The sequence below is a fragment of the Rahnella inusitata genome (assembly GCF_003263515.1).
Classification (GTDB): Bacteria; Pseudomonadota; Gammaproteobacteria; order Enterobacterales; family Enterobacteriaceae; genus Rahnella; species Rahnella inusitata.
This window is the reverse complement of the sequence record NZ_JYDE01000021.1, coordinates 60,659-73,751: the sequence shown is the minus strand read 5'-3', so window position 1 is coordinate 73,751 and position 13,093 is coordinate 60,659. Positions and strand designations below refer to the sequence as shown.

The following is a 13,093-nucleotide window of genomic DNA, read 5'->3' as shown; positions in this document are numbered from 1 at the left end:
GACTCAGGGCTGCGCCAGAAAGTGGAATGTGACGATGTTATTTACGCCACGGCGTCATGGTCGATGCTGTGGGTAGAGATGGCGTTCAGATCTTTCAGGTAGGTATCGCCCCAGTTGGCGATATCGTTTTTATGCAGGACATTCATCATGTCGTTGTAGCGCTCAATACGCTCTTCCAGCGGCATGGTCAGCGCTTTATCCAGCGCGGCGGCGACGTCATCGCGGTCATACGGGTTGACGATCAGCGCAGCGGTCAGCTCATTAGCAGCACCGGCAAACTGAGAAAGCACCAGCACGCCCGGATCTTTCGGATCCTGCGCGGCCACATACTCTTTCGCCACCAGATTCATACCATCGCGCAGCGGCGTGACCAGCCCGACGTCGGTCAGGCGGAACAGCTTCATCAGCAAACTGCGCTGGAAATGCTGATTGAGGTAAAACAATGGCGTCTGGTTCAGGCTGCCGTATTTACCGTTGATGCGCCCGACTTCGGTCTCAAGCTGATGGCGCAAATCCTGATACGCCTGGACATCACCGCGCGAGGTCGGTGCGATTTGTGAATAACGCACTTTGCCGCGATGTTGCGGGAATTTTTCCAGCAGCGCTTCGAACGCCAGAAAACGCTCCGGAAGCCCTTTGGTGTAATCCAGACGTTCACAGGAAATGATGTTTTGCGCTTCACGCAGCTCCTGCTCCATCGCTGCCAGCTTGGACGGCAGTGGCCCTTCAGCCATCTCTTTGATGCTGTCCGGCGCGATGCTGATCGGGTAAACACCAGTGCTGAAGGTGTTACCGAAAGCCTGATGCATATAAGTGCCGGTCGGCTGCAAGGTGGTCAGCTCGCCCAGATTATCGAGAAACGCCAGGCGGTCGCCTTCTGTCTGGAAGCCCAGTAAATCGTAATGCGACATCATTTCCAGCAGCTCGTTATGAGGCGGCACTGCGTTGAAGATTTCAGGTGTCGGGAACGGAATGTGCAGGAAGAAGCCGATGCGGTTAGTCACGCCCAGTTTACGCAGTGACGCGGCAAAAGGCAGCAGATGATAATCGTGGATCCACAGAATATCGTCAGGTTTAAGCAGCGGCAGCAATCTTCTCGCCAGCAGGTCATTGACACGGCAGTAGCCTTCCCAGGCTTCGCGCTGGTAATCCACCAGGTCGATGCGGTAATGAAGCGCTGGCCAGAGGACGGCGTTGGAGAACTGACAATAATAGAGATCGTAATCGTTCTGATTGAGCGGTACCGAGGCATAAGTAATGCCGTCGTCTTCCACCACGCTCATATCATCATCTTCGCTTTCAGAGATTTCGCTGATTTCACCATTCCAGCCAAACCACAGGCCGGAAGTATTTTTCAGTGCATCAACGATACCGACGGCAAGACCGCCGGCGGATTTGGTGCCATCAGGGATAGCAATACGGTTAGAGACTACAACGAGGCGACTCATAAACTGGACTCCTTTTCTTCTACATTTTTGTTATTTAGGTGACGTTGTAACATCGCTTGCTCAAGCATTTGTTCAATCCAGCTGTAGACATCGGTGACTTTCCCGAGCCGGTAGCGCGCATGGCTTGAACCCTCTCCGACTTTCACGGTGATCCCGTGCAGTGCGTTGACGGCCTGAAACCCTTTTTCATCGGTCAGATCGTCACCCACAAATACCGGCGTACGGCCTGCGAACGGCGCTTGCTGCATAAATTCAGTGATGGCCGCGCCTTTATCATTGCCACGCGGTTTGATTTCGGCCACGCATTTCCCGCGTTGTAACATCAGTTGCGGAAACTTCGCCACAGCGGCTTCAGCCAGCGCTAACACCTGCTGCTGAAAATCTGTCGCCTGACGGTAATGCAATGCAAACGCCATTCCCTTGGCCTCAAGCAGCGTGCCGGGCAGTTCGGCCATGCCCTTTTCCAGCATCTGCTGTAAAGGGACAGCGACCTCGTCCGGCAGGCTGACGCGATGCAGATTGCCCGCGCTGTCGCGCAGTTCTGCGCCGTGAACACCGGCGGCCGGGAAGACAAACGGCGTGGCCAGCTGATCCAGCTGCTCAATCGGGCGGCCTGAAATCAGCGCCAACGCGCCGTTGCTGGCTACAGATAAGGTTTGCAGATTGTTACGGACATTAACGGGGATACAGACGGCGTCCGGTTCGGGGCAAATTTCTGCCAGCGTGCCATCGACGTCGAAGAAGAAAGCATAATCCCCGCCGTGAATGGCGGGATTCGGGGGTGTTTCCGGGTTAGTATCCTGCGTGCTGTTGGTCAAATTGCTGTTCAAAATGATGCTCCTGTTTGTGAGGCTGAGCACAATCACATGCTGTGCTTCTTGCTTTTACAATCGATTAACTATAGCCCCAATTAAAGGGGCTAAAGGGATTATCGGATTATTCCAGACAGGAGGGTTGGGGCTGCTGATGAAACAAAGCCCGGCTGACACGCATTTTTCGCGCTAACGCGAGACATCCATTTCCATCACTTTTATGCCCACACGACGGGCAAATTTTATACAATCTGCCGTATCCTCTCCACCGGCAAATGCCAAAATCACATCCGGCTGGCTGTCTTCTATCATGAAAAGGTTACGGCGGATTTCTGCATATTTGCCGTGCAGCGCCCAGTTGGCGGGGTAACGCACGACATGCACATCGGCCTCGCGCGCCCAGCGTTCAATCATTGCGCCAAGCGTCTGATGCCCGCCATGAATCAACACCCGCACCGGCTGAGACTGGGAATGCTGCTGCGAAAATAGCTCCAGCACCCGCTCAACGGTGCGGACATCGGCATAAAAACGCCCGGCGCAAATAAGTACTCTCATCACTGAACTCCCTGATTTTTATTGTTGTTATTACGCTTGGGTCAGCAAGCCGTCATCACTCAGGCGGTCAATTACCGGATAGGCCACGGCGGCAATGTGATGATGTACGCGGCGGTAATCGCGCAGTACGCGCTGGAAAATATCGCCGGATTCCGCCCAGGCATTTTTATCCTCACGCAGCTTTTTAAAATGCTCGCGGCTGGCGGTGGCTTCGATCTGGCGGATCACTTCTTTGCGCGCCACCAGCTGATGCGCAGCGTCCAGGTCTTCACCAAGGAACGCGGTGACCGCCAGACGCAGGCTGGTCAGGATTTCCGCATGCAGCAGGCCGATGTTATGCAACTCGAATTCGCTGAACAGCTCACCCCGTTGCGCACGACGTGTCGCCAGCTGCGCGAGACTGCTGGAAAGAATGTCTCCGGCGTGCTCGGTGTTTATCACAAACATCAGGATCTCCTGCGCGCGGTCGGCGTCGGAATCGCTCAGCCCGTCCTGCCCCAGATCGGCCAGATAGGCGCGGATCGCCGCACTGAGTCCGTCAAGCTGATGATCCAGCTGGCGAATTTCTGCCGCTGAACGCTTTTCAGGTGCGTGAAACAGCGCGCGAAGCCGGTCGAGCATCATGTTCAGCATGTCGGCGGCGCGCAGCGATTCACGCACCGAGTTGGACAGCCCGATATACGCGATATCCAGTCCGGCTTCGTCGAGATACATCGGCATTCCGCCGTCAACGGCGTGTGCGGCTTCCGGCAAGATTCGCTCAAGCATGCGGGCCATCGGCGCAGTCAGCCCGATGAAGACCACCGCCAGCACGGCGCTGAATGCCGTGTGAAACCCCACCACCAGCTGTGGCGTAGTCAGCGCCAGCCTGTCGGCGAGCGTACTGAGCAGCGGCATCATCGCCAGTGCCAGCACGCAGCCTGCCCCACGAATAAGCAGATTTCCCACCGGCAGACGGCGTGCGGCGGCGGAACCGGCATTGAGCACCGGCGGCAATGCACCGCCGATATTAGCCCCCAGCACCAGCACCATCGCGGTGACCGGTGTCATCACGCCGGTCGCGGCCAGCGAAGCAATCAGCAAAATCACCGCCACGCTCGAGTGACAAATCAGCGTAAGGACGATCGCCACCAGCAGCGCGATCAGCGTATCGCCCTCCAGCCCCTGCATTACCGCGTGGAAAACCGGGGTCGTTTCGATATGGCCGAGCGTCGCGCCAAGCAGGCTGAGCGACATCAGCATCAGACCGAGGCCAATCAGCGCGCAACCGGCGCTTTCGAAACCGGAATGATCGCGGATTTTAAACACCACGAAGCCGCTCAGCACCAGCAGCGGGACGGCAATCCCGGTGTTGAAACTCATCAGTTGCACGACGAGCGTGGAACCCACGTTCGCGCCGAGCATCACTGCCAGCGCCGGTGCCAGGCTGAGCGTACCGGCGGCGGTAAAAGACGTCGCCATCAGGCTGACCGCCGTACTGCTTTGCAACAGGCCAGTGATGCCGACGCCAGCCAGCAGCGCCATCCAGCGGTTGGTCAGATGCCGCCCCATCCAGTTGCGCAGTGGTGTGCCAAAACCGCGTTGCAGTGCGGTCGAAATCATATGGGAACCCCATAGCAGCAGCGCGATCGCGCCAGCCAGATGGATCAGCAGCTGGGTTCCGGATGGGTTAGTCATAGTCATAACAGTCATTGGATTGCTCCCCTTTTTCAGGGTTGTCGTTGTTATTCTTTTATGATCAAAAAATGATGGTCAAAAGCTAACAGCTAAATAAAGCGTCAAAGCAGGTGCCGCGATGGGCTGCGGCACCTTGTTCAGCGGATCAGAACCACTGTTTGAAGCGGCGGATATAGAAGGTTTTCATACCCTGCGCGACGCAGCAGTACGCCAGCAGCGTACCGGCCAGCCACGGGAAGTATTCCCACGGCAGCGCCTGCAAGCCGACGATCGGACCCAACGGCGAGAACGGCACATAAATCCCGAACGCCATCACCAGACCGGTCATCATCATCACCGGCCAGGCAGCAGTGCTCTGAATAAACGGGATTTTCTGGGTACGCAGCATGTGCACCACCAGCGTCTGCGACAGCAAGCCTTCCACAAACCAGCCGGACTGGAACAGCGTCTGCATATGTTCACTGTTGGCGCTGAACACGTACCACATCACCGCAAAGGTGGTCATATCGAAAATCGACGAGGTCGGCCCGATCCACACCATAAAGCGGCCAATGTTTTTGGCATCCCACTTACGCGGTTTTTTCAGGAACTCTTTGTCGATTTTGTCCCACGGCAGCGCCAGCTGGGAGATGTCGTACATCAGGTTTTGTAACAGCAACTGAATGGCCAGCATCGGCAGGAAAGGAATAAACGCACTGGCGACCAGCACCGAGAACACGTTGCCGAAGTTGGAACTGGCGGTCATGTTCAGGTACTTCATGATATTGCCGAACGTCTCGCGCCCTTTTAGTACGCCCTCTTCCAGCACCATCAGGCTCTTTTCCAGCAGGATGATATCAGCCGATTCTTTGGCAATATCGGTGCCGCTGTCGACTGAAATCCCGACGTCCGCATCCCGCAGCGCAGGCGCGTCGTTGATGCCGTCGCCGAGGAAGCCAACCGTATGGCCGTTAGCCTGTAACGCTTTCAGCACCCGCGATTTCTGCAACGGCGTCAGTTTGGCAAACACCGTGCGCTCTTCCACCAGTTGTTGCAGCGCAGCATCGTCCAACCGCTCGACCTGCGGCCCGAGTACCGGCTCGCCTGGCTCCAGCCCGACCTGACGGCAAATCCGCATCGTCACCACGGCGTTATCGCCGGTCAGCACTTTCACCGCCACGCCAATGTCACGCAGTGCGGCAATCGCCGGGCCTGCGGACTCTTTCGGTGGATCGAGGAAGGTCAGGAAACCACTGATAATCAGATCATGCTCATCGACGGTACCGTACTGTTTTTTCGCCTCTGCTTTCGCAATGCTGCGCGTCGCTACCACCAGCACACGGAAACCGTCTTTGTTGTAGTCATTCGCCATTGCCAGCAGCGCATCACGGCGCGAGTCGTTCAGCTCGACCACTTTGCCGTTTTCCTGCATATGGGTGGAAATGCTCAGCATCTCCTCCACGGCGCCCTTACACACCAGCAGGTGATTTTGCTGTTTGTCCTTCACCACAATCGACAGACGACGGCGGATAAAGTCGAACGGCATCTCATCCACTTTGCTGTAACCCTGCGGTTTGACGAAGCCCGGCGTGTTATCGGAGAAGTAGATAACGGCCTGATCCATCAGGTTTTTGATACCGCTCTGGTGATAGCTATTCAGCCACGCCAGTTGCAGCACGGCGTCATTTTTCTGCCCGTGCGTATCGATATGGTGCTCAAGAATGATTTTATCCTGCGTCAGCGTGCCGGTTTTATCGGTACACAGCACGTCCATCGCGCCCAGATTCTGGATGGCGTTCAGACGCTTCACCACCACTTTGCGCTTCGCCATCGCCATCGCGCCTTTTGCCAGGTTGGCGCTGACAATCATCGGCAGCATTTCCGGCGTCAGGCCCACGGCAACCGCGACGGCAAACAGCATCGCGTCCCACCACTCGCCCTTCATGATGCCGTTAATCAGGAACACCACCGGCACCATCACCAGCATGAAACGGATCAACAGCCAGCTGACGCTATTCACGCCGCGATCAAACGCCGTCTGCGCGCGGGTGCCGACAATGGCTTTCGCCAGCGAGCCAAAGTAAGTCCGCGGCCCCGTGGCTACCACCACCGCCTGCGCCGTGCCGCTCACCACGTTGGTTCCCATAAAGCAGATGTTCGGGATATCCAGCAGATTTTCGTTTTCAGCCGCCACGTCGCTGGCAGATTTCTGCGCCACGTCGCCGAGGGTGTCGTATTTCTCCACCGGCAAAGCTTCACCGGTCAGCACCGCCTGACTGATAAACAGATCCCGCGATTCAATCAGCCGCACATCAGCCGGGATCATGTCCCCGGCGTAGAGCTGCACGATGTCACCGACCACCAGTTCGCGCATCGGGATTTCACGCAGTTTGCCCGGCTGCCCCGCCGCATCGCGACGCAGCACGCTGGCAGTGGTGCGCACCATGGCTTTCAGCGCTTCGGCAGATTTTGCCGAGCGATGTTCCTGCCAGAAACGCACCAGCCCGCTGATGGCCACCATCGCGCTGATGATGTACACCGAGACCAGATCCGTTTCTTCACCGGCACGCAGCGGGAACCAGAAATCAGTGAAGAAGCTGATGACCGCCAATACTGTGAGTACATAAATGAACGGGTTGTTGAACGCTTTCAGTAACTGGATCAGTGCATGAGGCGGCTTGTCGTGCGCCACTTCGTTATAACCTTGTTTCTCCAGACGCTGAGCGGCGCTGGATTGTGTCAACCCTTCACGGGTGGCGTTGACGTTAATCAGCGTCACGGCCACGCCGTTTCTGGCTTCCATCGCAGCACGCATGGAAAGCGGCTGCTTCTTTTTATCCTGGTGTTTCGGATCGAGCGTATTGTTGTTTTGTACAGTCATGGTGGTGCTCCTGTCGCCTTCACGCGTCCGTTTTCGCCGTTTTGCCTTATTACGGGCAGCCGAAAACATTCGCGTTAATTAAGCGATCGGTATTTATCAATTTTTATGCGCAGGACTTCCCGCCGTTTATTATTTCACTTTCAAAGAGAGAGAAATAAAAACAGAGTGAAATCGATTGTTTGTCTTTTATTTCAGCATGGCTTCGCCGCTCTCTTTATTATTCCGGTAAATTGGCAATAATAAAAAAGACGATGACGGTCAGGCGTCAATAAAGACGAGGTTCAGCGCGGCAAAATGCCACAGGCCGAATCAGGCGGGGGAAAACCGACTTTGTGGTTCTTCGCTGTCAGAAACGATACAACGCTGCTCCAGCTGGCCGGTGACAGGACTGACACGCCAGGTGGTCACAGAGTGATTCATTCTGTTGATTTTAGAAGAAAAAAGGGATGAGGAATCTTTCTTGCGCGCAGCCAGCGTCCTGTCGCGGGACGGGCGGACACGCAAAGTGGATGTCAGCGCTTTGACATCGGCAAAAAGGGTAGATTTGAACTTCATAACACACCTCGGGACCGTGACATTCAGGTTGAGGTGAGGTAACACAAGAGCATCAGGCTCTGGCGAGGCACACCCAAACGATGAAATGATCACAATCGATTTCATGTTTAATATTCCGGCGCGCTATGTCAGCGTCGTCCGGTGAGTTACTAAATACTGTGTCCATTAGTCTCTTATGTATTAGTGGATAAAGGCCGCAACTTCCGGCTCGTGCAATTTACCCATACTGTATATTATTGTCAACCCGCAAAAGCAGTTTAAAATCGTTCGTTTATATTTGAGTGAGGTTTCATGGAAATATAAACGAACTTAAACAACCTTATAACGCCGGTAAGCATGAACCGACCGGCGTGTCTGTCAGAGGTGTTGACGTTTAACTATCAGAAATTGTATTGCACGCCAAGACGGAACCGCGTCTGGCGTTCGTCGGTGGTTTTACGCACCGAGACATCGCCGATTTGGGCATACGGCGTCCATTGTTTATTAATGTTATAGGCGACTTTTAAATCCTGTTCGTAATCCCATTTATCATTGTCGTATAACACCTGGTCGCTGTGTTTATAAATGTAGTTATATTCGAAGCGCCAGTCGGCAAGACGATATCCCAGCCAGATTTCACCACGATTGGTTTTTCGGTCTTCGGTATTCTCTTTGGTATATCGGGTATATTCATAACGATAACGGGCATTAAAATAGATGCCGCTGTCGAAAGTATATCCGGCGGTTAAAAATGGCTTATAGATGCTGTTATCCGAACTCGATTCCAGCGTAAAACCGGGTTGCAGGAAAAACGCCGGCGTCACTTTATACTGATAGCTGATGGTGCTTTCTGTGCCGTTATCTATCAGATTATTAAACGGTTTATTCGGATTATCGCCACCGGATTTCCACTTCGCTTCCAGCGAGAAACCAAAGCCGTTGGCAAAGCGGTGTGACACCATCGCACGGTCTTTATTTTGCTTACTGTCGTCCAGCCATTCATGGCGAAGATCAATAGTGACAGCCTGACTACCGGCGCTGGCCAGCAGCAGACCGCAGAGCAGCAGTCTGTTATTTTTCATGTTGTAATAATCCCAGAGATATTGAGTAGTGTTTTTATGTTTGTATTTAAGACTTCAGTCTTATTTTGACTTCATTTATTTCTTTTTAAGAAAATCTTGATAATTAAACGTACCGTCAGGATTACGCGTGACAGGCTCCGGCAATGTCAGGGAGAGATAATCCTGCGGCTGTATTTCTTTTCCGGCGTTATTCACGCTTTTCTGGCTGATGTAAAAATAATTGCTGTCATCAACGTTGCCGCTGACCGCATCGTCGTACCTGCCCGCCGTGGTACGCAGTGAGAAATTGTCTTTGAACACGCCCTGTTTGTCGGCGGTGGTGTAAGGCGACGGGCGGAACAGGAAGTTGAAGCGTTTGTTGTCCAGCGCGCGGTTGTTTTCAATCACCAGTGCGCCCGGATTGAAGTTGTCGGTGAAGCCGTCCATGCCGTTTTCCACCGCCATGTTATGACGGGCGACGTGCGCGACCGGTAATCCTTCGCCACCGAGTTTGAAACCGTTGCTGCCGTTGTGAACCGACAAACTGTTTTCGATAGTGACGCTGCCGTTCGGGCCGTCTTCAATTTTATTGAACAGATCGAAACCGTCGTCGACGTTGTCGTGGGAATAGCAGTTCACCAGACGGTTGCCCTCGCCGACGCGCATTTTCACCGCAAAGCCGTCGGCGTTTTTCCGCCCCGGATCCTGATTCCCCCAGGATTCTGAATTGCTGATCAGATTGTGGCTCGCCCACAATGCGCGACCGATGCCGTCCGGGGAAGCCACCCAAATGCCGGTATCGTCGGCGTGATGTGCTTTAACGCGGTCGATATGATTGTAACTTCCGGCAATATGGAAACTTTTCTTCGTCACAGTAATGCCCTGCACGTTCCAGTAGCTTGCGTCGAGTTTCAGGCCGTTGAACACTACCTTATCGCCCTGCGTTTTGAGGTTTTTCATCGCCTTGTCCGTGCCGCTGGCGGTCGCCGGGATGACGCTGGCCGGATATTCGCCCTCCTCCAGCAAAAGCGTACCGCCCGGTGCCAGCAGATTGACTGCGCTGGCGAAATCCAGCGGATGCGCGCGGGAGCCGTCATTGCCCGCAACGCCCTGCGCGGAGACGTACAATTCATCCGGATTGCTCACCAGCGCCATGCTGACCGGAAATTCCTGCGTCAGCGGCTGGCCGTTCTGTGGCGTGAAGGTTACGCGCAGCGCCGTCGCGGGGCTTTCGGCATGGAAAGGCACGGCGACCACTTCGCCGCCGCGCACGGTTTGCTGGCGCAGCAGCGGTTTGCCGCCCTGTTCAATCTGCAACTGCCCGTCACCGTTGGTGCGCAACTGGAAAACACTCTCGCGGCGGGCGATCACCGCCGAGGACATCACCTCAATGCGCGGCTTAAGTGACGGCGTCACGTAGGCTGCGGAGGGCTGCGTATGGGCTTCGCTGAGCGTCAGCTTCGCGTGATTGACGGTAATGCTGGCGTTGCGCGAGGCGAAGAAACCAACGTAATAACCTGTTTTATCGAGCATTGTGATGCGGTCAGCGCCTTCGACGGTTTTCGTCGTCCACTGTTCGCTGCCCTGAGGCGCATACGCGACATCAAATCCGGTGTCCGTGCGTGTCAGGCGCAGGGAGAAATGCGCGGGCGTGGTCAGCGGGTGATAACTTGCGCGCATAATGCCGATGCCGGTATTTCCCCACGGCTGCTGCACGCCCTGTCTGGCGATCAGCGCAACCACCGGCGGATTATTGCCTGTCGCCATCACGCTGTTCATGAGCATATTGGACGCCGCAGGTAATTCCTCGATACCCGGTTTGGTCACCGGTTGGCGCGGCGTACCGAGAATATCGCGCACCAGTAAACCCGCGCCTTCCTGGCCCGCCGGTTTGGCGCCATTTTCCGGGCCAAACTGATTGAGCGTGATGTCGGCTTCCAGCTGGAAATTCACGTCTGCCGGTAAGCGCGTGTAGAAATAGGTTAATCCATCGTGGCTGTTACCCACTTTTCCGCCGCGGCTTTCGAGGGTAAACGGCGTAGTCAGCGGCGTTCCGGCGGCAGGGATCGTTTTACCGTCCGCCAGCCGGGTTTCATTCATGCCGATTTTTTCCGGCAAAACGTTGGTCGCAAAATTTATGTCTGTCGACTGGCCAAAGGTGATGCTGTGCCAGACCAGACTGCCGGTGGCAGGCAATGCGGCGGCCATGCCCTGTGCGCTTGCTCCGAGAGACAGCGCGACAATAAACAGGTGTCGTTCCCACATAGTCGTTTTCATCCTGAATGCGTAAGGCGTCGCTGGCCGGTTTCCCGGCCAGTCGGTTAAGTCATCATGAGTGAGGTAAAGCTCAGGGATTACGGGTGCTGCGTGGTGCTCACCATCGGTTTAGGATCGGTCAGCTCAACGGCGGGCGTATCGAAGATTTTGCGACAGACTTCACTGTTGCCCCAGCATTGTTCGTACGGATAGCCAATCAGGTTTTCCATGACAGCACGTACGTCCGGTTGGATCTGGCTGATTTCACCGCCCGCTTTGATACGCGCCACTTCGCCCAGTACCACCAGGTGAGTTTTGCGGTTCAGCTTCATCTGATTACTGAACACCATCGCCATCAGCGCCAGCGCAATCACCCCGATACAGAACACCATCGCAATGGCAGTAACGGCGCTTTCAGGCTGGGTGTGAGATTTGGACTGGAAGCCGTAGAAACTGAGGATAGCGCCCATCACGAAGACGATGACCGAGCGCATCAGTTTGCCGGAGAAGGTCATAGCACCGGCATAGATGCCTTCACGACGACGGCCAGTGAAGGCTTCGTCAATGTCCGCCAGGAAGGTGTAAACCGTCCACGGAATGTAATACACGCCGCCGGTACCGATACCGAAGATGACGGTGATGGTCAGCATCGCAACCGTCGCGTACTGCTGCGGCAGATGCAGGAAATGCAGCAGGCTGTAGCAGGCGACCGAGAACACCACGATGCCCAGCGCCAGAATGTAAGGCTTGCTGAAACCGTGTTTCACGCAAATCCCGATGAAGATCGCGGTGGAGAACAGTTGCAGAATCGAGTTCAGACTGCTGAGCCCGGCGACCATTGTCGGGTCATATTGCAGAACGAAAATGATGAAGTAAGTGAAGACCGAGGCGAACAGCCATTCCGCACCGAATCCGCACAGGTACATGCCCAGATGTTTGCGGAACACGCGCAGATGGAAGGTAGATTTCATGTCACGCAGCAGCGTAAGCATGGTTTTGCCCAGGGTCATTTTCTTCTCATCAACGGGCGTGGTTTCTTCTGTCGGACGTTCCCAGGAAGAGAGATAGAGCATGCCAATCGCGACGCATAAAATCACGCCGTAAGTCAGCGCCGTGAAGAAGAACGGTTCGGCGGAGTCTTTTCCGTAGATCAGAATGAACTGACCAGGAATAAACGCGGCGAGGAAATTGGCCACTTTACCGAAAATCGCTTTGTAGCCAGTCAGCTTTGAGCGCGCGGAGAAGTCGGTGGTCATTTCAGTCGCGAGGGTTTCGTACGGCACCATCACCGAGGTGTAAATCAGTTCAAACACCACGTAAGTGGACAAGTAATACCAGAAGCCGAAGCCCTCCACCCACAGCAGAGGGTAGAACATCATCAGCGGAATGCCGAGCAGGATAAAGAAGCGGCGGCGGCCAAAACGTTTGCCGAGGCGGGTTTTGCCGAAGTTATCGGAAAGGTAGCCCATCAGCGGGTTGCTGATCGCATCAATGATGCTGGCGACAGAAAAGATCGCCGAAGCCTGTAACAGCGTCAGCCCACAGAATGTGGTGTAGAAATAGAGCAGCCAGATACCGGCAATGGCCAGCGCACCGCTGCCCAGTAAATTGCCGCCGCCGTACGCCAGCTGATGCCTGAATAAAATCGGTTTTTCTGCGTTCATTGCGTTTCCCGCCCAGAGAGTTTGAATTTATGAACCGGTGTTTCGTTTTTATAGATATTGCGTTTTATATAGGCGGAGTGAATGAATAGATGTGAATTAACTCACATTTAGCGCAGCGGGAGGATTCTTGTCAGATGGAATTGCGATACGTGTAACATTCTCATTCATAAAAAAAACACAATTCACGAGATTATTCACAATCCATTAGTTAAGAATTGAATTATTA

General features: G+C 54.7%; 9 protein-coding genes. All 9 read right to left on the bottom strand.

What is annotated here, in order from left to right; genetic code table 11:
• Positions 1-41 precede the first annotated feature (41 nt).
• A complete protein-coding gene (gene otsA, locus TU92_RS14130) occupies positions 42-1,448 on the bottom strand; it encodes an alpha,alpha-trehalose-phosphate synthase (protein ID WP_112167860.1) in 1,407 nt (468 codons plus the stop codon).
• A complete protein-coding gene (otsB, locus tag TU92_RS14125) occupies positions 1,445-2,278 on the bottom strand; it encodes a trehalose-phosphatase (RefSeq protein ID WP_425272546.1) in 834 nt (277 codons plus the stop codon). The genes otsA and otsB overlap by 4 nt, the downstream gene beginning before the upstream one ends.
• A gap of 171 nt (positions 2,279-2,449) precedes the next feature.
• The gene (locus TU92_RS14120; RefSeq protein WP_112167859.1) at positions 2,450-2,815 is read right to left on the bottom strand and encodes a DUF2493 domain-containing protein; all 366 of its coding nucleotides are present in this window, start codon (positions 2,813-2,815) and stop codon (positions 2,450-2,452) included.
• Positions 2,816-2,845: 30 nt separating this feature from the next.
• A complete protein-coding gene (locus TU92_RS14115; protein ID WP_208640482.1) occupies positions 2,846-4,507 on the bottom strand; it encodes a Na/Pi cotransporter family protein in 1,662 nt (553 codons plus the stop codon).
• A gap of 130 nt (positions 4,508-4,637) precedes the next feature.
• Complete coding sequence (gene mgtA, locus TU92_RS14110) at positions 4,638-7,352, bottom strand: magnesium-translocating P-type ATPase (protein WP_112167858.1); 2,715 nt, start codon at positions 7,350-7,352, stop codon at positions 4,638-4,640.
• Positions 7,353-7,661: 309 nt separating this feature from the next.
• Positions 7,662-7,907, bottom strand: coding sequence for a hypothetical protein (locus TU92_RS14105; RefSeq protein WP_112167857.1), 246 nt, complete (start codon positions 7,905-7,907; stop codon positions 7,662-7,664).
• A 380-nt stretch (positions 7,908-8,287) separates the two neighbouring features.
• Positions 8,288-8,968 carry an oligogalacturonate-specific porin KdgM family protein gene (locus tag TU92_RS14100; RefSeq protein ID WP_112167856.1) on the bottom strand — a complete coding sequence of 227 codons (681 nt, stop codon included), beginning with the start codon at positions 8,966-8,968 and terminating at the stop codon, positions 8,288-8,290.
• A gap of 75 nt (positions 8,969-9,043) precedes the next feature.
• Complete coding sequence (locus tag TU92_RS14095; RefSeq protein WP_112167855.1) at positions 9,044-11,212, bottom strand: right-handed parallel beta-helix repeat-containing protein; 2,169 nt, start codon at positions 11,210-11,212, stop codon at positions 9,044-9,046.
• A gap of 89 nt (positions 11,213-11,301) precedes the next feature.
• Positions 11,302-12,867, bottom strand: a complete 1,566-nt coding sequence (locus TU92_RS14090) for an MFS transporter (RefSeq protein WP_112167854.1) — start codon at positions 12,865-12,867, stop codon at positions 11,302-11,304.
• Positions 12,868-13,093: the final 226 nt, after the last annotated feature.